24 protein-coding genes and 1 riboswitch are annotated in these 24,623 nt (G+C 57.9%); of the genes, 11 read left to right on the forward strand and 13 right to left on the reverse strand.

The features are described from left to right. The 3 genes from GA0061101_RS35615 to GA0061101_RS35625 all read left to right on the forward strand — a co-directional run. On the forward strand, positions 1-517 hold a 517-nt coding region (locus GA0061101_RS35615; protein ID WP_047562904.1), incomplete at its 5' end, for a TOBE domain-containing protein. Between the two features lie 106 nt (positions 518-623). After that, positions 624-770: riboswitch (FMN riboswitch) on the forward strand. Positions 771-859: 89 nt separating this feature from the next. Then, positions 860-1,336: a 6,7-dimethyl-8-ribityllumazine synthase gene (locus GA0061101_RS35620; RefSeq protein WP_092577105.1), complete on the forward strand. Its 477-nt coding sequence runs from the start codon at positions 860-862 to the stop codon at positions 1,334-1,336. A 59-nt stretch (positions 1,337-1,395) separates the two neighbouring features. Then, positions 1,396-1,746: a VOC family protein gene (locus GA0061101_RS35625; protein ID WP_092577108.1), complete on the forward strand. Its 351-nt coding sequence runs from the start codon at positions 1,396-1,398 to the stop codon at positions 1,744-1,746. A 5-nt stretch (positions 1,747-1,751) separates the two neighbouring features. On the opposite strand, the gene phnF is transcribed toward GA0061101_RS35625, so the two are convergent. From phnF to GA0061101_RS35645, 4 genes are all read right to left on the reverse strand, one after another. After that, positions 1,752-2,480, reverse strand: coding sequence for a phosphonate metabolism transcriptional regulator PhnF (gene phnF / locus GA0061101_RS35630; protein ID WP_092577111.1), 729 nt, complete (start codon positions 2,478-2,480; stop codon positions 1,752-1,754). 4 nt (positions 2,481-2,484) lie between these two features. Next, positions 2,485-3,168, reverse strand: a complete 684-nt coding sequence (locus tag GA0061101_RS35635; protein WP_092577114.1) for a class I SAM-dependent methyltransferase — start codon at positions 3,166-3,168, stop codon at positions 2,485-2,487. A gap of 111 nt (positions 3,169-3,279) precedes the next feature. Beyond that, on the reverse strand, positions 3,280-3,678 hold the full coding sequence (locus GA0061101_RS35640; RefSeq protein WP_047562892.1) for a VOC family protein: 399 nt from the start codon (positions 3,676-3,678) through the stop codon (positions 3,280-3,282). Positions 3,679-3,779: 101 nt separating this feature from the next. Further along, complete coding sequence (locus tag GA0061101_RS35645; RefSeq protein ID WP_092577117.1) at positions 3,780-4,205, reverse strand: tautomerase family protein; 426 nt, start codon at positions 4,203-4,205, stop codon at positions 3,780-3,782. A gap of 120 nt (positions 4,206-4,325) precedes the next feature. Between GA0061101_RS35645 and GA0061101_RS35650 the strand changes: the two genes are divergently transcribed. Continuing rightward, positions 4,326-4,928, forward strand: coding sequence for a TetR/AcrR family transcriptional regulator (locus GA0061101_RS35650; RefSeq protein ID WP_047562890.1), 603 nt, complete (start codon positions 4,326-4,328; stop codon positions 4,926-4,928). Between the two features lie 79 nt (positions 4,929-5,007). Here the strand turns inward: GA0061101_RS35650 and GA0061101_RS35655 are convergent, their stop codons facing one another. The 5 genes from GA0061101_RS35655 to GA0061101_RS35675 all read right to left on the reverse strand — a co-directional run bounded on the left by GA0061101_RS35655 (position 5,008) and on the right by GA0061101_RS35675 (position 10,341). Next, positions 5,008-6,012: an ABC transporter ATP-binding protein gene (locus GA0061101_RS35655; RefSeq protein WP_092577120.1), complete on the reverse strand. Its 1,005-nt coding sequence runs from the start codon at positions 6,010-6,012 to the stop codon at positions 5,008-5,010. 12 nt (positions 6,013-6,024) lie between these two features. Then, the gene (locus GA0061101_RS35660; RefSeq protein ID WP_092577123.1) at positions 6,025-7,089 is read right to left on the reverse strand and encodes a Gfo/Idh/MocA family protein; all 1,065 of its coding nucleotides are present in this window, start codon (positions 7,087-7,089) and stop codon (positions 6,025-6,027) included. Continuing rightward, positions 7,086-7,925: a carbohydrate ABC transporter permease gene (locus tag GA0061101_RS35665; protein ID WP_047562887.1), complete on the reverse strand. Its 840-nt coding sequence runs from the start codon at positions 7,923-7,925 to the stop codon at positions 7,086-7,088. Before GA0061101_RS35665 ends, GA0061101_RS35660 begins: the two co-directional genes overlap by 4 nt. Before the next feature lie 12 nt (positions 7,926-7,937). Then, positions 7,938-8,891 carry a carbohydrate ABC transporter permease gene (locus tag GA0061101_RS35670; RefSeq protein WP_037200693.1) on the reverse strand — a complete coding sequence of 318 codons (954 nt, stop codon included), beginning with the start codon at positions 8,889-8,891 and terminating at the stop codon, positions 7,938-7,940. A 190-nt stretch (positions 8,892-9,081) separates the two neighbouring features. Continuing rightward, complete coding sequence (locus GA0061101_RS35675) at positions 9,082-10,341, reverse strand: ABC transporter substrate-binding protein (protein ID WP_047562882.1); 1,260 nt, start codon at positions 10,339-10,341, stop codon at positions 9,082-9,084. A gap of 546 nt (positions 10,342-10,887) precedes the next feature. Between GA0061101_RS35675 and GA0061101_RS35680 the strand changes: the two genes are divergently transcribed. Next, the gene (locus tag GA0061101_RS35680; protein ID WP_092577171.1) at positions 10,888-11,772 is read left to right on the forward strand and encodes a glucosamine kinase nucleotide-binding domain-containing protein; all 885 of its coding nucleotides are present in this window, start codon (positions 10,888-10,890) and stop codon (positions 11,770-11,772) included. Next, on the forward strand, positions 11,769-12,533 hold the full coding sequence (locus tag GA0061101_RS35685) for a GntR family transcriptional regulator (protein WP_037200687.1): 765 nt from the start codon (positions 11,769-11,771) through the stop codon (positions 12,531-12,533). The genes GA0061101_RS35680 and GA0061101_RS35685 overlap by 4 nt, the downstream gene beginning before the upstream one ends. Before the next feature lie 136 nt (positions 12,534-12,669). Here the strand turns inward: GA0061101_RS35685 and metH are convergent, their stop codons facing one another. Next, positions 12,670-16,446 carry a methionine synthase gene (metH, locus tag GA0061101_RS35690; RefSeq protein ID WP_092577126.1) on the reverse strand — a complete coding sequence of 1,259 codons (3,777 nt, stop codon included), beginning with the start codon at positions 16,444-16,446 and terminating at the stop codon, positions 12,670-12,672. Between the two features lie 264 nt (positions 16,447-16,710). On the opposite strand from metH, the gene GA0061101_RS35695 reads away from it, so the two are divergent. Continuing rightward, on the forward strand, positions 16,711-17,967 hold the full coding sequence (locus GA0061101_RS35695; protein WP_092577132.1) for an AGE family epimerase/isomerase: 1,257 nt from the start codon (positions 16,711-16,713) through the stop codon (positions 17,965-17,967). Positions 17,968-18,013: 46 nt separating this feature from the next. Here the strand turns inward: GA0061101_RS35695 and GA0061101_RS35700 are convergent, their stop codons facing one another. Both GA0061101_RS35700 and GA0061101_RS35705 read right to left on the reverse strand, forming a co-directional pair. Continuing rightward, entirely contained in the window at positions 18,014-18,502 is a 489-nt protein-coding gene (locus tag GA0061101_RS35700) for a heme-degrading domain-containing protein (protein ID WP_092577134.1), read from the reverse strand. Between the two features lie 59 nt (positions 18,503-18,561). Further along, entirely contained in the window at positions 18,562-19,500 is a 939-nt protein-coding gene (locus GA0061101_RS35705; protein WP_092577216.1) for an ATP-grasp fold amidoligase family protein, read from the reverse strand. Between the two features lie 93 nt (positions 19,501-19,593). Between GA0061101_RS35705 and GA0061101_RS35710 the strand changes: the two genes are divergently transcribed. Then, complete coding sequence (locus tag GA0061101_RS35710) at positions 19,594-21,102, forward strand: lipopolysaccharide biosynthesis protein (RefSeq protein WP_092577136.1); 1,509 nt, start codon at positions 19,594-19,596, stop codon at positions 21,100-21,102. A 6-nt stretch (positions 21,103-21,108) separates the two neighbouring features. Here the strand turns inward: GA0061101_RS35710 and GA0061101_RS35715 are convergent, their stop codons facing one another. Then, positions 21,109-22,269, reverse strand: coding sequence for a GumK N-terminal domain-containing glycosyltransferase (locus GA0061101_RS35715; protein ID WP_113085037.1), 1,161 nt, complete (start codon positions 22,267-22,269; stop codon positions 21,109-21,111). A 331-nt stretch (positions 22,270-22,600) separates the two neighbouring features. Between GA0061101_RS35715 and GA0061101_RS35720 the strand changes: the two genes are divergently transcribed. The 3 genes from GA0061101_RS35720 to GA0061101_RS35730 all read left to right on the forward strand — a co-directional run bounded on the left by GA0061101_RS35720 (position 22,601) and on the right by GA0061101_RS35730 (position 24,528). Further along, positions 22,601-23,578 (forward strand): polysaccharide lyase family 20 protein, encoded by a 978-nt coding sequence (locus tag GA0061101_RS35720; protein ID WP_037200716.1) that lies wholly within the window; start codon positions 22,601-22,603, stop codon positions 23,576-23,578. Positions 23,579-23,715: 137 nt separating this feature from the next. Next, a complete protein-coding gene (locus GA0061101_RS35725) occupies positions 23,716-24,012 on the forward strand; it encodes a hypothetical protein (RefSeq protein WP_037200679.1) in 297 nt (98 codons plus the stop codon). 309 nt (positions 24,013-24,321) lie between these two features. Beyond that, positions 24,322-24,528, forward strand: a complete 207-nt coding sequence (locus tag GA0061101_RS35730; protein WP_037200678.1) for a hypothetical protein — start codon at positions 24,322-24,324, stop codon at positions 24,526-24,528. The last annotated feature ends 95 nt before the right edge of the window (positions 24,529-24,623 follow it).

Genomic DNA, 24,623 nt, shown 5'->3' on the forward strand with positions numbered 1-24,623 from the left:
GCTCGGCATCACCACCGTTTTCGTGACGCATGATCAGGAAGAGGCGCTGTCGATCTCCGACCGTATCGTCGTCATGAATGCCGGCCGCGCGGATCAGATCGGTTCGCCTTTCGAGATCTACAACACTCCGGCCACCCGCTTCGTCGCTTCCTTCGTCGGTACGCTGAACCTGATCGAAGGTAAGGTCGTCGATCCCGACAACAGCCGCATCATGATCGGCGATCAGGACGTCACGCTGAAGCAATCGGTCACCGCCTACAAGCCCGGTGACACGGTATCGCTGGCTTTGCGCCCGGAGGCAGGCTCACTGGCCGAATCGGCCAAGGGCGACACGGCCCTGACGGGCGAAGTTTCCTCGGCGCACTTCCTGGGTTCGGTCATCCGCACCCGCATGAACGTCGCCGGCAACACGATTTCCTTCGATATGTTCAACAGCCCCGGCATGCTGCCCCCGAGCGTCGGCGAAAAGGTCACGCTGCGTTTTGCATCATCCGATCTGCTGGTCATTCAGGATTGAGAATCTGCCCTGTGCTACAGGGCAATTTTGGAAAATTATTCGCAAACGCCGGGTCGAAAGCCCGGCGTTTTTCTTTGATTTCCTTGCTGAAATGCATTTATAGTCCATCCGTTCTCAGGGCGGGGTGCAATTCCCCACCGGCGGTATGGGGGTTTCCCCCGAGCCCGCGAGCGCCTTCCGGTCCCCCGGAAGGGTCAGCAGATCCGGTGAGAGGCCGGAGCCGACGGTATAGTCCGGATGGAAGAGAGCAAGCAGGTCGCACCCTCCTCGGCGAGAGGAGTGTCGCGTTCATGCGTGTTCGCCCAAGGGATATTTGGTACCAACCCTTGAAAGGCAGAATTCATGACCATTTCTATCTCCTCCCAACCGAGCCGCATCGCGATCATTCGGGCTCGCTGGCATGCCGATATCGTCGATCGCTCGGTTGATTCCTTTATTGCCGAATGGCAGACGACAGAAAGAGCATCGCCCATCGACATATTCGACGTGCCGGGTGCACTCGAAATTCCGCTCCATGCGCAGACGCTTGCCCGTAACGGCCGCTATTCCGCAATCGTCGCCACCGCTTTCGTTGTCGACGGCGGCATTTATCGCCATGAATTCGTTGCCAATACCGTTCTCGATGCAATGATGCGCGTGCAGCTCGACACCGGCGTGCCGGTCCTCTCGGCCGTTCTGACGCCCCATCACTTCCAGGAATCGGAAGCCCATATCCAATTCTTCAAGGAGCATTTCATCATCAAGGGCCGCGAAGTGGCGAGCGCCTGCCGGCATATATTGACCGAGCGCGCCAAACTCCTGCCGTCGGTAACGGTCTGAGCGGGAGTATCCTGGAGGCGCGGCGCAAGCCCGCCTCCATTTCTCAAGGGAGGAAGTCGGTGACCGTTCTACGCATCATCCCTAACCTGCCCGCCGCCGATCCCGCCAGCGCTCGTCTGTTCTACAGTGAGTTGCTCGGCCTTGACATCGTCATGGATCACGGCTGGATTCTCACCTTCGCCTCCAAAGCCGCAACGGTCCCGCAGATCAGCGTTGCCAGCGAAGGCGGTTCGGGAACGATTGTCCCCGACCTCTCGATCGAAGTTGATGATGTCGACGAGCTTTATCGGCGAGCCACGTCAATGGGCTTCGGCATCCTGTACGACCTGACGGACGAGCCCTGGGGCGTTCGTCGTTTCTACGTCCGCGACCCGTTCGGCAAGGTCGTCAACATCCTCTCGCATCGCTAATCCAGCTACCGCAATTCGACATTGAAAGTGATGCGCTCCGCCGGCCAAATCGATTCCGCGTAGGCTATAGGCACGCCATCGGTATCGACATCCACCTTGCGGGTCACGAGCAGCGGCGCTGATTTGGGCTGTCGCAACAGTCGCGCTTCCTCGGCCGTCGGCATGCGCGCCTCGATCTCGGTCGACAACCGTTCATAGTCGGAGATGCCATAGCTGGCGAGTGCCGCCGTGATCGTCGGATATTGCAGCCGGACCTTGTCGAAATCGGGAAAGCGCTCCGCTGGATAATAGGTGTCACCCAGTTCGACCGGAACGCCATCGGCCGTCATCACGCCGCGGCGATGGATGACAGGCACGCACGCCGCAAGTTTCAATTGCACGGCAACACGTTCCGTCGCCGGCACGACTTCATGAACCAGCAGTTCGCCGCCTGGCTCGAAGCCCTGCTCGATCAGGTTCTTGGAAAAGCGCGTTCGCTTCGAGAGTGTGTAGTCGAGCACACCCTTGTGTACGAAGGTCCCCCGTCCCTGCTCAGCGCGAACCAGCCCGCGCTGCTCCAAATGCCCAAGCGCCTGGCGAACGGTGAAACGGCTGACGCCGAAACGCTCCATCAGTTCAGGCTCGGTCGGCAATCTCGCCCCGGGGGCAAAGGTCCCGGCAGCGATATCAGCCGCCAGGATCTCGCCGATCTGATGCCAGAGGGTGCTGCCTCCGTTGCGATCGATCGTCTCCATATCATCAGCGCTTTTCGAGCCGGAACAGCAGCTTGTATTCGGCCGGATAGCTCAGCGCATCGAGAATGCTCGGATAATATTTCCGATCCTTCGTCGCCCGCACGAAGCCGTCATAACCGAAGCGCCTGACGGAAACATCGAAGCCGGCCGCCGCGAAGGCGTCGATATAATCCTGCGGCGAGCGATCCTGCACCGGCGCATTGCTGTTGCCGCCGATCAGCTCGCGCCATTTTGGCCAGAGCGGCATTTCATTGTGGCATCCGGTAACGGCATAGTAGACGCCGCCATTGCGCATGACCTGGAACATCTGTTCGGCATGCAGTCGCAGCTCCGGCAGCAGGTAGACGACCTCATAGCTGAAAGCCACATCGAAGCTATCAACAAAGGGCGACAGGTCGGTCGTGACGTGAAACTGCAGCGGCATGTTGCCCACCGCAGCGACAGCTGCAGCCACCGATTCCGAGGCAATGTCGATGCCGACACCGCGACGAAACGGCCGCAGGGCATGAAGCAGTCGCAGGAAGCCACCGCGATTGCAGCCGAAATCCAGCACTGTCTTCGATGAAAAATCCCGCTCCGGGACCGTTTCGATGAAATGCCGCCAGTAAGGACTATGCGATTCCGCCATCGCGATATCGCCCTGCGGCTCTGTATGCCAGGTTGCATAAATGGATGCTGCGTTTGTCATGATGCGCTCGCTGCTGGAGTGGACTGAGCCCGTGATAGCCCAGCTTCATGACAGTGGAGTGAATTCATCCGGACGACCGGACTATTTGATTCAAACCCTTACTATTCGAGATCACGATCGCACGCAGTCCACCATCCATTGAACGCCAAACCGATCCGTGAGCTTGCCGTAGTAGCTGCCCCATGGCTGGATGGCGAGCGGCGTCGTCACCGTGCCGCCTTCGGCCAGCAGAGAAAAAATCCTGTCGGTGCTGTCGCGGTCATCCATGACAAGCATATGGGCGGAGCCGCGCATCGGCTCGGCATCGTGATTGTCGGATGCGAAGAACAGCACGCCTGGCCCCTCGAAACGCGCGTGCATCACCCTGCCCCGCATCGCATCCGCAGCAAGCGGTATCCCATCGGCACCATGATGGATCAATAGCGTAACGCGGCCAAGCCCGCAGGCGGCATAGAAGGCAAGCGCCTCCTCGCAATGCGTTGTGAAGAACAGATAATTGGCCAGTTGCATGTCCTGTTTTCCTCTTGCGTCGGACCACGATGGCTCGGCACACGCCGGTCCGACACCCCTACGAACTCTGCCGATTCAGGCGGTATTGAGCCGAGGGTTACCTAGGACCCTGCGGCATTTTGAATAGCGCCGACCAAATCGGCATTGCTGTAGCTATGCCCTGCAATGCCCCAGGCTCCTTCCGGCGCGTAGACTATGTTCGACCAGATGTGCTCGCGCTTGATCCGCCCTCCGGCGGCCTGTTCGACGATATCGGTCGCCTTCTCGATGAAAGCCCGTTTGGCTTCCGGCGTCGTAAGCGCGATCTCGGGCAGCTTGAGCTCGATGAAGGCCGCCGCAACGGGCTTTCCCGCCGCCAATACACGTTCGGCCGGAAGCACGTTAATTGTGCCGATGACATTGGCCGTCATGAAGGCATTTCCGGTCAAGCCGGCAACATCGAGAACCGCGTCGGTCAAGCGGGCAAAAGCCTGCGCTTGCGCTTCAGACGAAAGCAACCGTTCGGGGAGTGTAAGCGTAATAGGCATGGGACATCTCCTTGTTGGACCTGCGACGGCAATTGATATATACCGATCACTCTTTATCAATACACACAGATCGCTCTCTATGCAATCAATAAAGAGAGATCACTCTTAATGGGGGCACCAATGCGCTATAGCGCCGAACACAAGCAGGAGACCCGGGCGCGGGTGATCGCGGCCGCCGGGCAAGTATTTCGAAAGGAGGGTTATGGCGGGGCGGGCATCGATGCCCTGACGAAAGCGGCCGGCGTCACCAACGGCGCCTTCTACGGGCACTTCAAGTCCAAGGGCGAGGCATTTCGCACGGCTGTCGTGGAAGGGCTGGAAGAGCTCCGTCAAGGGATCGCGGCACTCAAGGAAAGCCAGCCGAAGAACTGGCTGAAGGCCTTCGCCAGCTACTATCTCGGCTACAAACGCACCTGCGATCTCGGCGATAGCTGCGCCCTGCCAAGTCTTTCACCCGATGTCATGCGTGCTGACGATGAAACGCGCAACATCTATACGGTGGAATTGAAAAAACTCATTGCGGCCGTGGCCACCGGCCTGCCGGAGAACAAGGGAGCGAACCTAACCAAAACGGCGGCCGAGGATCAGGCGATCCTTCTGCTCGCTATGCTCAGCGGCGGTGTCACGATTGCGCGGGCCGTTTCCGATCCCGCGCTTTCCGAGCGTATCGCAGAGGTCATCGAGAAGGCCGCGCTGACAATAGGCAGCCCCTCGAACCCCTGAGGCGAATGATCGACCACCACGCTCCCTGGGCAAGGGACGTCCGAAACGAAACACCCTGCTTCGCCTCGAGTGCAGCAGATTACGTGCGGATCGCTTTGTCGTTTGCATCGAAGCGATGCATGTGGGTCGCATCCGGCGTCGCATAAACCATTTCGTCCGGCTCGTATTGATGCTCGCCGAAAAGACGAACGGTCAAAAGACCGGTGACATCGGATTCGAGATAGATAATCGTGTCGGCACCGAGGTGCTCGACATGGATGACCTTGGCCGACCAGGTGCCCTGATCACGCGACAGAGTAATGTGCTCCGGCCGAATACCAACGGTTTTTGCGCCGCTTTGCCCCAGTTTCTCGGCCGGAACGAAATTCATCTGTGGCGAACCGATGAAGCCGGCGACGAAGACATTGGCCGGACGGTTATAGAGCTCCATCGGCGAGCCGATCTGCTCGATCGCGCCGGCATTGAGCACGACGATCTTGTCGGCAAGGGTCATCGCCTCGACCTGGTCGTGGGTGACGTAGATCATCGTCGCCTTGAGGCTGCGGTGCAGACGAGCGATCTCCAGGCGCGTCTGTACGCGCAAGGCCGCATCGAGGTTCGACAGCGGTTCGTCGAAGAGAAAGAGCTCCGGCTCACGCACGATGGCGCGGCCGATGGCGACGCGCTGGCGCTGGCCGCCGGAAAGTTCGGCCGGCCGACGCGCGAGATAAGGCTCGAGCGACAGCATGCCAGAGGCCTTCCCGACGCGGCTTTCGATCTCGTCCTTCGCCGTGCCGGCCTGCTTCAGGCCCAGTCCCATATTGTCCTTCACCGTCAGGTGCGGATAGAGCGCATAGGACTGGAAGACCATGGCGATGCCACGCTTGGCAGGCGGCGTTACCGTCACATCCTGGCCGTTGATCAGGACAGTACCAGCAGTCACGTCTTCGAGGCCGGCGATGCTGCGCAGAAGGGTCGACTTGCCACAGCCAGAAGGGCCTACGAAGATGACGAACTCGCCGTCCTTCACCTCGAGATCGATGCCTTTCAGCACATCATGCGTGCCGTAGGCCTTGCGGATGGATTTCAGTTGAAGCGATCCCACAGTCTCTTATCCTTACAAATAAACGGGCTTGCCGGTGCGCACGCTCTCGTCGGCGGCGATGCAGATGCGCAGCGATTGAACGGCGTCTGCCATGTGGCGGTCGAGGTCGATGTCTTCGCGGATGGCCTTCAGCATGAAGGCCTGTTCAAGATCGCAGAGCTCCTGATGGCCTGGCTCCCCGTCCATATGCAGATCCTGATCTGGTCGGATGAACTGGCCATTTGGCCCGGTTTCGGCATTATGCAACCGGATGACGGAGGTCTTGGTGTGCGTGTCGATGTCGTCGGACTTGGCGTTCGGATCCATGACGATCGACACCGCACCGTTTGGCGACATCACATCCTTCACGAAGAAGGCGGTCTCGGAAATCATCGGTCCCCAGCCGGCCTCATACCAGCCGACAGAACCATCCTCGAAGATCACCTGCAGATGGCCGTAATTATACATATCCGGCTTGATCTCGCTCGACAGGCGAAGGCCCATGCCGCGCACCTCGACAGGTTTGGCATCGGTGATCTGGCACATGACGTCGACATAGTGCACGCCGCAATCGACGATGGGCGATGTCGTGCGCATCAGCGCCTTGTGCGTCTCCCAGGTCGGGCCGCTCGACTGCTGATTGAGGTTCATGCGGAAGACATAGGGACCGCCAAGCTTGCGGGCCTCGGCAATCAAACGCTGCCATGATGGATGTTGACGCAGGATGTAGCCGATGACCAGCTTCTTGCTCGCCTTCTTCGCCGCTGTAACGACGCGCTCGGCATCGCCGACCGTCGTTGCCAATGGCTTCTCGACGAAAACATGGCAACCCGCCTCGAAGGCCATCACTGCGTAATCGGCATGGCTGTCGGAATAGGTATTGATGGAGCACAGATCCGGCTTCAATTCCTTCAACGCCGTTTCGAAATCCGGGTGGATCGCGTAGCCGCGCAACTCTTCCGCCAACTCCGGCTTGGAGCGATTAACGAGGCCGACAATCTCGAACCCAGGATTGTTATGATAGGCGAGCGCATGGCTGCGGCCCATGTTGCCAAGGCCGGCGACGAGAACGCGGATCGGCTTTTCGGATACGCTCACTTGACTGCTCCGGAGGTGATGCCACGAATGAGTTGGCGCGAAAAGATGACGTAGAGGATAAGGATCGGCAGGATGGCAAGCGTCAGCGCCGCCAGCACGGCGTTCCAGTTTGTGACGAACTGACCGATGAAGATCTGCGACCCGAGCGTCACGGTTTTCGTCGCCTCGCTCGGTGCCAGGATCAGCGGGAACCAGAGGTCGTTCCAGATCGGTATCATCGTGAAAACGGCGACCGTCGCCATGGCCGGGCGAACCAGCGGCAAGACAAGGCGAAAGAAGATGGCATATTCGCTGAGGCCGTCGATACGACCGGCATTTTTCAGGTCATCGGAAACGGTCCGCATGAACTCCGAGAGAATGAAGATCGCCAGAGGCAGGCCTTGAGCGGTATAAACGAGGATCAGCGCCGTCAACGTGTTGACGAGGCCGGCGGCAACCATCCCCTGCAGGATGGCGACCGTGCCGAGGCGGATCGGGATCATGATACCGATCGCCATATACAGACCCAGCATCATATTGCCACGGAAACGGTACTCCGACAGGGCAAAAGCGGACATTGCGCCGAACAGCAGCGTAAGGATGATCGAGACGATCGTCACCACGAAGCTGTTCTGGAAATAGGTCAGGAAATCGCCCTGCCTGAGGACGGTATCATAACCGATCATGCTGAATGAGGATGGCGTCGGAAGGCTTAACGGCGCACGGAAGATCGATGCGCGATCCTTGAACGAATTGATGATGGTCAGGAACACCGGGAAAAGGGCGACAAGCGTATACGCGATCAGCGCCAGATGCACGAAGCCGGTGCGGACAAGGGAAGTGCGGGCCTTGGACATGGTCGCCTCTCCTCAGAACTGGTAGCGGCGAATGCGCCGCTGGACGATGAAAAGATAGAACGAGACACCCGTCAGGATGATCAGGAACATGACAGTCGCGATCGTCGCCCCCATGGAGCGGTCTCCGAGCTGAAGCTGGAAGCCGAAGAAGACGCGATAGAGAAGTGTGCCGAGAATATCGGTCGAGCCATCCGGCCCGGCCAGTGCACCCTGCACGGTGTAAACCAGATCGAACGCGTTGAAATTGCCGACGAATGTCAGGATCGAGATGATACCGATTGCGGGCAGCACCAGAGGCAGCTTGATCTTCCAGAACTGGCTCCAACCGGTGATGCCATCGCATTCGGCCGCTTCGATGACCTCTTCCGGAATATTGAGCAGGGCGGCATAGATCAGCATCATCGGAATGCCGACATATTGCCAGACGGAAATGAGCGCGACGGTAATCAGCGCCGTGCTCGGCCTGCCAAGCCAAGGCGCGAAGAACGACTTGAGGCCGATCATGCTCAGCAATTCGGGCGCAACACCCCAGAGAGGGGACAGGATCAGCTTCCAGATGAAGCCGACGACGACAAATGAAAGCAGCGTCGGCAGGAAAATAGCGGTACGATAGAAGGCAACAAAACGCAGCTTCGGCAGAGACAGGAGCGCTGCGAGTGCGACGCCGATCGGATTCTGCACGCACATATGGATGGCAAAGAAGATCAGATTGTTGCGTAGCGCATTCCAGAAATCATGCGCCCAACGTTCGTCGCCGAACAATACCTTGAAATTGTTCAAACCGACGAAAACCGGTTGATTGTCGACGACGTTGTAAAGCGACAGCCGCAGCGTCTCGATCAGAGGCAGGATCATGACCGCCGTATAGACGACAAAGGCCGGGAAAAGGAAAACGAGGATGTGCCAGCGTCTGGAGCGCCTGATCGGCGCAACCTCAAGGGCGTCTGATATCTCGGCGTCGCTCATGGCTTTCTGCCTGTTTTTGTTGGCTGCCCGGCGAAGCGGCAGCTCTGAGGTTCAAATTCACCCGCCATTCCGGCGCTAAACGACGTCGGGCGTGTCGCAATGCAATGGCGAGGCGATCGCCAATCCAATTATCCATGATCAAGAAAAAGGGAGAGGAGCCCGAAGGCCCCTCGCCCGTTTTATGCAATGATTACTTGCCAGGCTTGTACCAGCTGTCGAGGCCCTTCTGCAGCTTTGCAGCAGCCTGTTCCGGCGTATCCGTAGCATTGATCACGTTTGCGGATTCCGTCCAGGTTTCGTTTTCCAGGTTCGGCGTGCCGCGCGACAGGATCTGATACGTGGAGCGAACGGTCGACTTGTGATCCTTACGCCAGGAGACGAACTCCTGAGCAAGCGGATCGCTCATCTTCACCGGATGCGAATTCAGGCTGAAGAAGCCCGGCAGCGAATTGGCGTAGATGGTGGCGAACTCGTCGGAAGCGACCCAGCTCAGGAACTTCTTGGCTTCTTCCTGGTGCGTGCTCTTCGTATTCAGGCCGACGCCGATATCCGGATGGTCCGAGATATAGGCGGTGTCACCAGCCTTGGCGACGGGCGGCGGGAAGGCGCCCATCTTGAATTGCGCCTGGGTGTTGAAAAGAGCGATTTCCCAGGAGCCGGCCGGATAGATCGCAGCCTTGCCGAGCGTGAAGAGGTTCTGGCTGTCAGCGTAGCCCTGAGCCTCGAAACCGTCACCGAGATAAGGCTTCCACTTGGCAAGTTCCTTGTAGGGATCGACCCACGGAGCGTCCGTCAGCTTTTCCTTGCCGGCGATAAGAGCCTCGCGGCCGTCCTCACCCTTCCAGTAGTTCGGGCCGATGTTCTGATAGCCCATGGTTGCAGCCTCCCACAGGTCCTTGGTGCCCATGGCCATCGGAATATAAGTGCCGTCAGCCTTGATCTTGTCGAGAAGAGCAAAGAACTCGTCGCGCGTCGCCGGCACCTTCAGGCCGAGCTTGTCGAAGGCGTCTTTGTTGTAGATGAAGCCATGGATGACCGAAGCCATCGGCACGCAGAAGGTCGACTTGCCGTCATCGGTGGACCATGCGGCCTTGGCGACTGCCGAGAAGTTCTCCATGCCCTTCAAGCTCGTCAGATCAGCGAGATGCTTCTTGTTGAAGAGGTCGAGCGAGGCATCGAAAGGACGGCAGGTGATGATGTCACCCGCAGAGCCGGCGTCGAGCTTGGCGTTCAGCGATGCGTTGTATTCGGTGGGAGCCGTCGGCGAAAAAACGATTTTGATGCCGGGGTTCTTCGCTTCGAAAGCCGGGATGATCTTGTCCTGCCAAATCTGCAGGTCGTCGTTACGCCAGCTTTCGACCGTCAGCGTTACATCAGCCGCATGCGCGAAGCTGACCGAGGTCAGCAGGCTGGATGCAAGAAGCAAGCCTTTCAGAACATTATTTTTCATTTCCCTCTCCTGTTTTCGACGCCCGTAGCGAGGCGCTGTTTTCGATCTGAAAATCCGCTGGCCTGTCTGAAAAAACGGTCAGCGATCCATAGGGACCGCCAATGCTGCCGGCCCCCAATACAAAGGGCTTCAGAGGCACTTCGCCTGATCGGCCCGTTCAATCGCCGTCTGCCGCCAACAGGGCAGAGACGCTGTAAACACCATGCGGGAAATTCATGACAAACGCCGAAGAACGGATCCTCCTGATCCAACCGGCTTGGGACAACGATGGAGGTTCAGCCTTCTGCTTAGCCCGCCGGCTGTTATTGTTCTGCCGGTTCCGCCGATGTCTGTTTGTATTGTTCCCTTGGCAAGAATTAAGGCCAAAAAAATACCAATTGTCCAGCCGAATTTAACCTTTGGACACAAAAAGAGCGGGCAAAAGAAATTTTACAATATATTTCAATAGGATATTGATGCGCAAAAATGGACACGTTGCCTATTGGTAAATGGTATTTTTTTGGTATTGTATAGGAAAATGGGGAACAGGTGGCATCCGGAGGCATGATGGGGCAGTTTGCAATAGGCATCGACGGCGGAGGAACGAGCTGCCGCGCTGCCGTGATAAACGGAACGGGCCAAGTTCTCGGCACGGGCAAAGCCGGCGCTGCAAACATTCTCTCCGACCTGGAAAACTCGCTGATCAATATCGTCGCTGCGGCCCGACATGCACTGACAAGCGCAGGGCTCGATCCCGAACAGGTTTACAAGTTGCCTGCGGTTATCGGCACGGCCGGCGCCAATGTCGGCAGCTATGGAAAACGGGTGGAAGGCGCCCTTCCCTTCGCGAGCTCTCGCGTGGTCACCGATGCGACGATCGCACTTCAGGGTGCGCTCGGTGATGCCGATGGAATCATCGGCGCTTTTGGCACCGGCTCCGTCTACAATGCCCGCCGTGACGGTGTGAGCTGGGGCATCGGCGGCTGGGGGTTTGTCATCGGCGATCAGGCCAGCGGCGCCCGCCTCGGCCGCGATCTCCTCGAACGCGCCCTTCTGGCGCATGACCGGGTGGCGGCAACGTCACCGCTGACGAATGCGATCATGGCCGAATATGGCAACGATCCGGAGCGGGTCGTCGAATTTGCCCATGCGTCCAAGCCAAAGGATTTCGGGCGCTATGCACCAATCGTGTTCGACTATGCTGGGATGAATGACCCCGTCGCCATCGATATCGTCAAGACGGCTGCGAAGGCCATAACCGAAAGCCTGGATGCCCTGCTTTGGCCCGAATGCCCGTCGATCTGCCTCCTCGGCGGCCTTGCCCAGGCTTATCGCCCCTGGCTCGACGCACGCCACAAAGCACTCCTGGCCGAGCCCAAGGGCGACGTGCTGCGCGGAGCGGTGGAATTGGCGGCAAAATTGCTACGGGATGGGAAGGGAAGCTGGGCATGACCGAGGATTTGAGTGCCATCTTCTCGCCAGAACGCCTGTCAGGAGGCGGACCCGGCCCGCTCTATGTCAAGCTGCGACGCACACTCGAAGAAGCCGTAAAGATCGGAAGGTTGAAGCAGGGCGATGCGCTTCCACCCGAGCGCGATATTGCCGAATTTGCCGCCGTCAGCCGCGTCACCGTGCGCAAGGCGATCGACGACCTTGTCGCCGAAGGTATTCTCGTGCGCCGCCACGGGTCCGGCACCTTTGTCACAAAGCCCGTATCCAAGGTGGAACAACGGCTATCTCAGCTCACCTCCTTCACCGAGGACATGGCCCGACGCGGCATGACCGCACGTTCCGAATGGCTGCACAAAGGCATCCATACGCCGTCTCCCGATGAAATGATGATCCTCGGCCTTGCCGCCGGCACTAAGGTTTCCCGGCTCAGCCGCTTGCGCATCGCCGACGATCAGCCACTGGCGATCGAGCATGCCAGTGTCTCCGGCGAATTCCTGCCGGATCCAGCAGTCGTGACGACATCGCTTTATGCGGAACTCGAAAAGCGACAGGTCCGCCCCGTGCGCGCCGTACAGCGCATATCGGCAACCAACATGAAAGAGTCCGATGCGGGGTTGCTTGGCGTTCCCGTCGGAGCCGCCGGCCTTTCGATCGAACGCATTTCCTATCTCGGCTCGGGCCGGGCCGTGGAATTCACCAGGTCGCTTTATCGGGGAGATGCCTACGATTTCGTCGCGGAGCTAACGATCGGCGCAACTTAGGTTCACCCGGTAGCGATCGAAGATTTATATTATTAATCAAATAGATATCGCCGCAAAATGAATCAAATTGCGGCGATGGCGGCGTGCGGAATCTGCCTATGAGCAAAACGCCCCAAGGCGTTGAAACGACTCATGATCAGGCTGCGTCATCGACCGCTGCTTCGGCCTTCGCCGGCACATAGTTCAGCACCGGACCCAACCAACGCTCCACCTCCGCAACGGGCATATCCTTGCGGGTCGCATAGTCCTCAACCTGATCGCGCTCGACTTTGGCGACGCCGAAATAATAAGCGTCGGGATGCGCGATATAAATGCCCGAGACGGAGGAACCGGGCCACATTGCATAGCTTTCCGTGAGCTTGACACCCGCTACCGCTTCGGCATCGAGCAGCCGGAACAGCGTTTCCTTTTCGGTATGGTCAGGTTGTGCCGGATAGCCGGGTGCCGGACGAATACCGGCGTAAGCTTCAGAAAGAAGCTCGTCGCCGGAAAGATGCTCATCTGTGGCGTAGCCCCAGAACTCGCGTCGCACCTGCTCATGCATCCGTTCGGCAAAGGCTTCGGCAAAACGGTCGGCAAGCGCCTTCACCAGGATCGACGAGTAGTCGTCATTCGCACGTTCGAAGCGCTCGGCAATAGCGATTTCCTCGATACCGGCAGTGACGACGAAGCCGCCGACATAGTCGGCCACACCGCTTGAAACCGGCGCAACGAAGTCCGAGAGGGCGACATTCGGACGGCCATCACGCTTCGACAGCTGCTGGCGCAAGGTGTAGAAGGTCGCAAGCTCGCGATCACGGCCTTCATCCGTGAACAGCCTGATATCGTCGCCAACGGCGCCCGCCGGCCAGAAGCCGATGACGGCGCGAGGGCGGAACCAGTTTTCCGCGATGATCTTTTCCAACATCGATTGAGCATCGGCGTAAAGCTGCCGTGCCGCCTCACCCTGCTTTTCATCTTCGAGGATCGCCGGGAAACGGCCCTTCAGCTCCCAGGTCTGGAAGAACGGCGTCCAGTCGATGTACCTGGCAAGCTCGGCCAGATCGTAGTTCTCGAACACCTTTGTCCCGAAGAACTGCGGCTTCACAGGCTTATAGCTCGCCCAATCGACCTTCTGGGCGTTCTCGCGAGCTCTCGCAATCGGCAGGCGCACTTTCTCAGCCTCACTACGGGCGTGAGCGGCCGCGACCTTGGCATATTCTGCCCTGATGGTGTCGACATAGCCCTGCTTGGCATCCGGCGACAGCAGCGCCGAAACGACGCCGACGGCGCGGCTGGCGTCGGTGACGTAGACCGTCTGCCCCTTCTCGTAGCGCGGATGGATCTTCACCGCAGTATGCACACGGCTGGTGGTCGCACCGCCGATCAACAGCGGAATATCAAAACCCTGCCGCTCCATTTCCGAGGCAACATGCACCATTTCGTCCAGGGAAGGCGTGATCAAGCCGGAAAGACCGATAATATCCACCTTCTGGGCGATGGCCGTTTCGAGAATCTTCGTCGCCGGCACCATGACGCCGAGATCGATGATTTCGTAGTTGTTGCAGGCAAGCACGACGCCGACGATGTTCTTGCCGATATCATGCACATCGCCCTTGACGGTCGCCATCAACACCTTGCCGGCAGCCTGACGCTCGCCGCTGCCGCCATTGGCCAGCTTCTCGGCCTCCATGTAAGGCAGCAGCACGGCAACGGCCTGTTTCATGACGCGAGCGGACTTCACCACCTGCGGCAGGAACATCTTGCCCGCACCGAAGAGATCGCCGACAACGTTCATGCCCGCCATCAGCGGACCTTCGATGACGTGCAGCGGCCGTTCGACGGTCTGACGCGCCTCCTCGGTATCCGCCTCGATATAGTCGGTGATGCCGTTGACCAGCGCATGCTCCAGCCGCTTTGCCACGGGCCACTCGCGCCAGGAAAGATCTTGCGCCTTGGCCTCCCTGCCGCCGGTTCCACGAAAGCGCTCTGCAACCTCGAGCAACCGTTCCGTGCCATCCGATCGACGATTGAGAACGACATCCTCGCAGGCCTCCCGCAATTCGGGATCGATATTGTCATAGACCGCGAGCTGACCCGCATTGACGATGCCCATGTCCATACCCGCCTGAATGGCGTGATAGAGGAAGACGGCATGCATGGCCTCGCGGACCGGTTCGTTGCCGCGGAAGGAGAAAGACAGGTTCGACACGCCACCGGAGATATGAACCAGCGGCATGGTCTGTCGGATCGTCCGCGTCGCTTCGATGAAGTCGACACCGTAATTGTTGTGCTCTTCGATGCCGGTCGCAACAGCGAAGATATTAGGATCGAAGATGATATCTTCCGGCTGCAAACCTGCCGTTTCCGTCAGCAGCTTGTAGGCGCGCGAGCAGATCTCGACCTTGCGTTCATAGCTGTCTGCCTGGCCCTGTTCATCGAAGGCCATCACGACGACGGCGGCGCCGTACATGCGCATCAATCGAGCTTGCTTGAGAAAATTCTCCTCGCCTTCCTTGAGCGAGATCGAATTGACGATCGGCTTGCCCTGCACGCATTTCAGGCCGGCTTCGATGATCGAGAATTTCGAACTGTCGATCATCACCGGAACGCGGGCAATATCCGGCTCGGCGGCGATCAGATTCAGGAACTCGACCATTGCCCTTTCAGAATCGATCAGGCCCTCGTCCATGTTGATGTCGATGACCTGCGCGCCGTTCTCGACCTGATCGCGGGCAACGGCAAGTGCCGCCGTATAATCGGCATTGGTGATCAGCTTGCGGAATTTCGCGGAGCCAGTGACGTTGGTCCGCTCGCCGACGTTGACGAAGGGAATGTCTCTGGTCAGCTCAAACGGCTCGAGACCGGAAAGCGACATGAAAGGACGGTGCTCGGCAAGCTGGCGCGGTGGATATTTCGACACCGCCTCAGCGATCGCGGCAATGTGCTCTGGCGTGGAGCCGCAGCAGCCGCCGACGATGTTGACGAGACCCTCGCGTGCAAACTCCTCGACTTGAGCCGCCATCATATCAGGCGTTTCGTCATATTGGCCGAATTCGTTCGGCAACCCGGCATTGGGATAAGCGCAAATGAAGGTATCCGCAGCAGCCGAAAGCTCCTGCAGGTGCGGACGCATGGCGTTTGCGCCGAGGGCACAGTTAAGGCCGATGGTGAAGGGGCTCGCATGGCGCACTGAATTCCAGAAAGCCGATGGCGTCTGCCCTGAAAGCGTGCGACCGGAAAGGTCTGTGATCGTGCCGGATATCATGACAGGCAGGCGTATGCCCTTGGCCTCGAAACGCTCCTCGCAGGCGAAGATGGCGGCCTTCGCGTTAAGCGTATCGAAAATCGTCTCGATCAGAATAATGTCGGCGCCCCCGTCGATGAGGCCATCTATCTGCTCGCCGTAAGCCAGACGCAGATCATCGAAGCTGACGGCGCGATAGCCGGGATTATTGACATCGGGGGAAATCGACGCTGTGCGGTTGGTCGGACCGATGGCACCGGCAACGAAACGGCGCTTGCCATCTTCCCGCTCCGCGCGGATCGCCGCACGGCGGACGATCTCGGCGCCTTCCTTATTGAGATCATAGACGGCACCTTCCATCTGATAATCCGCCTGCGCAATGCGGGTGGACGAGAAGGTGTTGGTCTCCAGGATATCCGCGCCTGCCTTGGCATAGCGATAATGAATCTCTTCGATCGCGTCGGGCTGTGTCAGAATGAGAAGGTCGTTATTGCCTTTTTGATGACAGGCACAGCCTATGAAACGGTGACCGCGAAACTGATCCTCGTCGAAACCGAGGCCCTGGATCTGCGTGCCCATGGCGCCATCAAGCACGAGAATTCGCTCGCTCGCCGCCTTTCGCAAGGCGTCGAATATCTCGCTACCATCGCGTTTCGCTGTTTCGGAACCAAAAAGATTGTCAAACATAAGCGAATTCCTCTGGCCTGATTGCGACTCGACAATCAGATCACATAAAGATATCTTTATGTCAACATATCTATGCTCTGGTTGAGCGCAGCACAAGCATGCCGCTTCTATGGTTTGCTTCCTTTCCGAAAAATACAAACAAGACGAATTGCCGTGCCGGCCATGGACAAGGCGGAGCTGACGACACAGTTTCATCCCATTACGCCATGACAGCGCTTTTGGGCGGCGCTATAGGGCTTGTAGAAAGAATCCAAGGAGGATGGCATGAACATACAGGTTGAACCGGCAGCGCTCGGAAACTGGAGCACGCGCGCCTATCATCGGCATTGGCTGCTCGAACAGGCAAGCGCACTTTTTGACTTCTTCCAGTATCGCGCCGTCAATCCCAATGGCGGCTTTTACGACATGGACGATGTCGGCAAGCCGCTGGATGCGATCAATCCCACGCGCGGTATTCATTCGACGGCCCGCATGGTGCATTGCTTCTCGATCGGATCGCTACTCGGCCGCCCCGGCGCGAATGATATTGTCGACCACGGAATGAACTACCTCTGGAGCCACCATCGCGACACGAAGCATGGTGGTTATGTCTGGTCACTGAACAATGATGGTCCGGTCGATTCAAGCAAGCAGGGCTATGGCCACGCATTCGTACTGCTCGCCGCCTCCTCCGCCAAGACGATCGGCCATCCGCTGGCCGACGGCATGCTCGCCGACGTTACCGAAATTCTGAATACGAAGTTCTGGGAGGAAAAGCACGGCGCTATTGCCGAGGAATTCAACCAGGATTGGTCGCCGATCGACGGCGGCAGCTATCGCGGCCAGAACTCCAACATGCATCTGACGGAAGCGCTGATGGCTGCTTTCGAGGTCACCGGCGACAAGAGCTATCTTGAAAAGGCGGAAAGCATTGCCGATCTCGTCATTCGTCGCTCGGCCGGTTCGGTTGGCTGGCGAGTCGCGGAACACTTCAATGCCGATTGGGTACTCGATAAGAATTATCGCGGCAATGAGATGTTCCGCCCATCGGGCACGACGCCCGGGCATTGGCTGGAATGGGCGCGGCTCATCCTGCAGCTCTGGTCGCTGGGAGAAAAGCGGCACGACTGGATGCCGGAAGCAGCCAAGGGCCTCTTCTCCCAATCCATGTCATTGGGCTGGGATAACGAAAAGAGCGGCTTTTTCTATACCCTCGACTGGGAAGACGTTCCCGCCAAACGCAACAAGCTCTGGTGGCCCGCATGCGAGGGCGCCGGCGCCGCCCATTATCTGAACGAGCATGTTCCTAGCGATTTTCACGAGGAGAGCTACCGCAAGATTTGGAGCGTCATCGGCCGCTCGTTTATAGACCACGCCAATGGCGGCTGGCATGAGGAATTAATGGAAGATCTCGTTCCGGCCCACACACTGTTCCCAGGTAAGGGCGATATCTATCACGCATTGCAAGCCAGCCTGATTCCGCTCTTCCCGGCGACCGGCAGCTTGACCAAGGTCATCGCCGAAGCCGGCGGCAAAATCTGAGATTGCCGGCGGCGCCCCGCTTTGGGCTTGGCGCCGCCATAACCCTCTACGAGAGGCTGAGATTGTGAAGTTCGTGGCCGAGCGTCAGCGCGAGAGCCTCGACCACGAGATTGTGGTCTTCACGCTGCGGAAGACCTGAAACCGTGACGGCGCCGATGCAGCCCGTGCCGTTGACGAAAATAGGGAAGCTGCCGCCGGATGCGGCGTAATCGGCGCCCGAAAGCCCGTTATCCTCGATCGTCCTCCCCTGCTGTTGGAGCCGCAAGGTACTGGCATAGCTGCTGCGGAAATACCGCAGCACCATATTGCGCTTGCGGCGTATCCAGTTGGAATTGTCGGGCGTCGATCCGGGCAAGGCAATGTAGAAAACCGGCATCGAATGCAGCGTGATATCGATGGCAACGCCCAGATTGCGCTCGCTGGCAAGGTCATGCAGCAGCTTGCCGAGCACCCAGGCGGTCGAGAGGTCGAAGGCCTCGAAACGCAGAGTCTCCTCCTGCAGTCCGATACGAGTGAGGTCCTGGTCGATCGTCATGGAAAACCTTCCCTAAAAATGGATCGACTTATGAAACGCGCAAAGAGTGATTTGTCCACCTATCTCTTCGGTATTTCGAAACCAAGCTGCCACTTCTGGCCGAGCAGGAGATCATGCTCTTCCGGCTCGAACGCTTCAAAGCCTCCACCCGGATAAAACGTCAATTCTCCCACACGAACCCACTCCGCCGACGCATAGAGATCGACGCGAACAAAATCGATGTCGCGAGCGACCGTTTCCGCGACATGGATCATCTCATCGAGCCGCGGCGGCCGTGCCACATGGCCCGGATAAAGGCCAAGATAATCCCGGTCGTAGAACGGTAGCTTCTTCCAATCGGGCGTGTAATTGCAGGAATAGCCCTGGCCATTCTCGCGAATGTCGATCTCGATATGCGACACCTTGCCATTGAACGTGAAAAGCCTGTAGTCCCACGGAACGCGCCCTTCGACGAGCAACATGCTTTCGATGAGAATACGGCGTTCGACCTGCCGATAGGCCCACTCCCTGTTGTAGAAGGCATGATCGATCGCCAGCCACTCGGCGGAGGGATTGTTCGTGAGGAGCCGATCCACATCGGCCTCTCCGTAAAGAAATCGCCCCACGCCACTCGCATGAGTCGGTTTGACAACGGCGGGCAAGGGAATTTCGGCCCAATCGACGGTAGCCAAATCCGTGCCGACCCAGAGCGTCGGAATGACGTATTGGCTGCCAACCCTCTCCGCGATCAGCACTTTGGCATCGGCCTTGTCGACGAAGCGCGGGAAGAGCGGATTGCGATCGTATAGTTTCCGGGCCTGAATCTTGTCCGTGAAGGTCTGAGGCGACCTCAAATCGGGAAATTTGCCACGAATGACGCGATATTTTAGTGCGCAGTAAGACCTATCGGGCAGCGGCGACATAAGCCTCCATAGAAGATTATGCGCCCGCTCGCGCAAGCCCCTCTGCAGATATCCCGGAATGAGAAATCCATCTTGGTCGGCGGCTCTATCTGTCATGGCGGCCATCTCGAATTTCAACTAGAACGCAAGTGAAAATTATCAGCCTGCCTTTAACACAAGGTTATGCGACAACCTTCTAGGAGGATTGCCATGAGTGCGACTACGTCCAATCTTCTTAGAAGCTCGCTGATCAGTCTGGCCGCGACGTCGATTTCGCTGGCTGCTGGCTTTGCGAGCAGCATCATAGCTGCGCGCCTGCTCGGCCCGGCAGGGTCCGGCAAAGTCGCTTACGCGTTATGGGTTGCGACCTCCGCAGCAGCATTGGCGGATATGGGCCTGCCGCAGACGTTGCTGCGCAATGCCGGCAGCCTCTCTGGCGATGGGGAAACCTGGAAAGCGCTGGTGCGCACGGCGCTACGCAGCTTCATGATTTCAGTCAGCATGGTAAGTGCGGCCATACTGGTGTTTGCCGCAATCACTTACGTTCAGCGCGACGCGCGACACGCCTGGTTCTGGATCGTCACCGGGCTGTTGTTCTTGAGCTACACATTTCACGTCTTCTCCACAGCAATCGCTCGCGGAAGAAATCGTTTCGGCCAAACCGCGCGTAGCACCGTTCTTGGCGGAATACTGCAGGTCCCACTCGTTTTTATCGGAGCCTGGCTGCTTGGTCCAACCGGCGTCCTGATCGGATACATCGCGCGCTACCTGCCGCAGGCGCTGAAATTGCGCGGCTACATCGATCGCGATATCAGGCCTTCTCGTGAAGCACTGACGCCGGAAATGCATCGCTATGGTCGCTATATATGGTTGAGCGACCTTATCGAAATTCTAGTCCTATCGCGCATTGAGTTCCTGTTTCTCGGCCTCGTCCTCTCTCCCACCAGCATTGGCTATTTTGCGGCAGGCCTCGGTCTGGCCGGTCTCATCGAACAGGTCATGCTCCAGATATCGCCTGCCTTGATCGTCAGCTTTACCGATGCCCAGGCCAAAGATGATCGCCAGATGCTTCAAGCCGCATATAGTCGCGTCATTCGCATAGTCGCTCTGATCATGCTGCCGATCAGCTTTGGCGGCGCAACCATCATGCCCGATCTTTTGCCGCTGATCTTTGGCGATGCCTTCAAGCCCGCGATTCCAGCAGCGGCAACACTGCTCGCTTTTGTTTGGCCTGCCGGCCTGTCTGTCATCCCCTGGGGTATGATCGGCGCGTCCGGGCGCAGCGCTCTTTTGCTGCGCGTGCAGATCGTAAGCGGCATATTGACGATAATGCTCTTGACCGTTCTCGTACCACTGATGGGGCTCGAGGGAGCCGCGCTTGCTCGCGCGACGATCGTGACATTGACTTTTGCACTACTCGGCCGGACTGCTTGGAAATATGTCCGAGTTGCCGTACCCATTGCTGCGTTGACAAAAACGATACTGGCTGCCCTTCTTTGCGCGGCCGCCGCAGGGCTCGGCATTTACAATTTCGACGGAGCAGCGGCCGTTGCGACGGCTATTCCCGCAGGGGCCGTCGCCTACGTGCTGGCAATCCGATTTCTGCGCTTGATTACGCCCGAAGACGTACGAATCCTGATGGATACTGCCGGCGGAAAATTGCCCCGAGCATCACGCCCGCTCGTCAACAGTCTGTTGAACCTCGTCGCACCGGGCTAAGCCCGATCATGGCGTTTCAAAAGCGGCAGCCAATGTCTGCCGGGCAACCTCGTCCCAGGTCATTATCCCATCGCGAAAAGTCGGCGAACGCCGCATCGCCAGCGCCGCGTCGACCTTCTTTCGCCAAGCGGTTTCGCCGTCAAGGCGATAGGCAATACCGTTCGCACGGGTAAAGGGAACGAGATCAGGCAGCAGGATCGGTAGACCGCAGTAGCTGTACTGCGCGAGTTTCAAGCTCGATTCCGCCAGGTAAATCTCATCTGCCGTCAGGCGATAGGGAGCGATGCCAAAATCGGCGTGCTGCAAGTATGGTACGATGCTCTCGAAATCCCTCTCACCGTAGATGGCGATGTTCGGCAGCGCCCAACCACTCCATTGCGCACCAAAGACATGGAAATTCACATCCGGAGCGGCCGCAGCCATGGCGGCGACAGATGGCTGGTCAAAGAGCATGTTACCGATCGAAACAGCATTGCGGCTACCAGCTTGATACGGCGACGGCTGGTCGCGATCGAACACGGCGGCATCGACACCCTGAGGAATGACCCGTACACGCCCACCCTGGGGAAGCAGCGCCCCGAGCCTTTCCGAAGGAACGCAAATTGCGTCGAAGCGACTAACCGCGGCAGCTTGAATATCTTGCAGCACAGGTGCTGCGCGTATGCTTCTCAGCAGGTCGCGACAAAAATACAGAGTTCGCGCCTTCGGATTGAGCCGCTTGATCCGGTCAAAGAAAGCAAGTGCTGAGCCGCTTTCGATCAGCACCAGATCGGCAGCGGCTATGACATGACGGGCAAAGCGCGGCAGGTAGCTGCCATAAAGCCGAAAGAGCATCGCATTTGCCGCATTCAGAAAGCGGTTGTTCGAACTGAATGCATGGAGTGGCGGGAGATACGCGCCCGCCCTCAGATTGACGCCGATAGTCTGAAATCGATTCGCTTGGCTTCCCGACAAGGCTCGGAAGCGCGGGCGATCCTTGAGCAGAGTCAGCCAACTATGGCCAATGGTGAGAAAATGGACGTCGTGTCCCTGCTCGGCCCAGCGGGATGCAACGAAGTGGATCGACGCCTTGCGATAGCCGCGTAAAAACGCATGCGACGTCAGAATGACGATTTTTCGTCGTGGCTCGGTCGCGTCCCCGGCCACCCCTGCTTCTCCGTTTGCCACGGGCGATCCCCAACAGCGATCTTCAGTCGGTTTCTCTCATGCCCGACATCAAAACGTCGATTAGGTTGCGGCGACGAACCGTCATGTCCGGGGCGCTGATAACCGCAACCAAAGCCCAGTTTGCGGCGATATGAACCGCAAAGCGTCTAACAGGCAGTTAAAGTTGGACAATCGGCCTATACATTGCAAATAATAAATGCAGAGAACGCCTCTGGATCTGCCGTGGTCGCTATCAACGCATCGTGAAACCGCATTGCGCTCGCTTGCCCGCACGAAGCGAACAGGTCATTGATAACGCTCCATGAATATCTCGCCAGAGGAATATCCCAGCATGAATGCAAAATACGCGCTGCCCGCTATCCTGGCATGCACTTGCACATGCGCCGTGACACCGGCCTTGGCCGACGACCCGGCTCAATTGGTGCTACGCGATGGCTTCGACGGCAGCGAGTTCGCACCATCCGGTCATCTTTATTATCGCGACAACTCCGAGCAGAAAGCAGGCTCAGTCGAGTTTCAATCGGAAGTCAAACGCTCGGGCACCGGAGCGTTGAAGCTCAGCGTCAAACCATTGTGCCCGCCGGGCAAGGCGAACTGCAGCGAGAGAGCGGAAATCTGGGAGCGTACCAAATATCGCGTTCCATACAATAAGGGCGTCTGGTACGGCTTTGCCGTCAAGTTCGCCGATCCCATTCCCTCAGGCGATCATCGCTATCTCATAGCGCAGTGGAAGCGAGAGATCGGCCCAAAAGCACAAGGTGATTTCAGTCCCTTCCTGGCGTTCCGGCTCAACAACGGCAAGCTCTTCGCGACTGTCGAAACGAACTATGTCGCCCCAACTGCCAAGAAGGACGAGCTCGAGAGCACCGGCAAAGCTTGCAGCGATAACGAGACACCGGTCTGGTTTCGTCCGAACACCAATCAAATGCGTGCGCTGGTCGCCACAGATGGCAACTGGAGCAATGAAGACGGCACTGAGTTTACCGGTTGCACCAACGCTATTAAAGTAATCGATCGTGGTAACAAACTACCGACACCAGATTCCGGCTGGATAGACTTCGCCATTTACAGTAAGCCCGGCCCAGATGGCTCAGGGCACATCGAAATATTCGCCAATGATAAATGGATTGTCACGGTCACGGGACACATTGGACATGCAGACCAAGGGCTTGGAAAGAACCAATATTTCAAATTTGGCCCCTATCGCGCCGCAGATACAACGGTATGGACCCTCTACTATGATGATTTTCGTCGGTCGCCTCGCTGTGCCGATGTATTGTCGGATCCCAAGCTTTGCCCGATGAAATGACAGGCAGGCGGATGCGTTTCGATGTCGACAAACATTGCAAGGGGAATGCTACGAGGATCTTGCGAGTTTTTTAATGAACTCGCCTGAACCTTTTTGCTTCTTGTTGGTTATGTCCTCTTAAAGAGGAGGCCACCGAAATGCTTACCACCCATCGCGATTGCAAGCATCATGTAAAGAGAAATGCAATTCCATCTCTAGGTGAGATAGAGGGCCGTGTTGCCGTTCTTGAAATCGTTGCTCAATCCGCCCTGACGCATGTCTTCGATGAAGGCGAGGTTGATATCGACGCCGTGCTTTTGTCACAAATTCGCAGAGCCATGCATCGCAAATGCACGGAATTGAAGTTGGACGGTGAAGACGTGGCATCTGCGCTTTCTTACGCAGAGGAGTTGATCGAGGCCGCGGTCAGGGCGTCGCATCCAACCCATCAATGATGCCTTCAGGGCCGAGATTAGTTTTGTCCATCATGGTGGCGCTAGCACTTACGCTTGGCGCCTTCCTTCTTGTCGCGCGCCATGATTCAAGAAGCAAACTTGCCGTGCACCCGGACCCGGCTCAGTCTGGATCGCATCAAACCCCGCAATAATGTGCCGCAAGGACGCTATGTCGCGTTAAGAGACAGGGCACGTGTATCCTATCAGGCTGACGTTAACGTCGACCGACGAAGGCGATTGCAAATCTCAGAAATCAAAGCAGTGTGCGCTACATCCATCCGGTTAAAGCTTTCAACAATGGTGTAGCGAATGTCTATGATGGTCAGTGCGCCACTTTATGCCGACGACATCGATGTCCTTGCAAACGCGCTTTTTGCTTGGTGCGCCGAACGCAGCATCAAGTTACAAAGCCAAGAGGGCCTGTCCGCGGCCAACGTGGCTATAAATCTTTACGACGCCGGCTATCAAACGCAGGACCGGCTTCTTGGCGCGCTGCATGACCATGAGTTTCATTGAGACCGACGTCATGCAATGTGGGCCGCATTGGAAACGGTCGACATAGTTCGCAAAAACAGGCGCGTCAGACCGCTCCCAAAACGACTGGATTTTAG

The sequence above is a fragment of the Martinezella lusitana genome, from assembly GCF_900094565.1.
In the GTDB taxonomy this organism is placed as follows: Bacteria; Pseudomonadota; Alphaproteobacteria; order Rhizobiales; family Rhizobiaceae; genus Rhizobium; species Rhizobium lusitanum.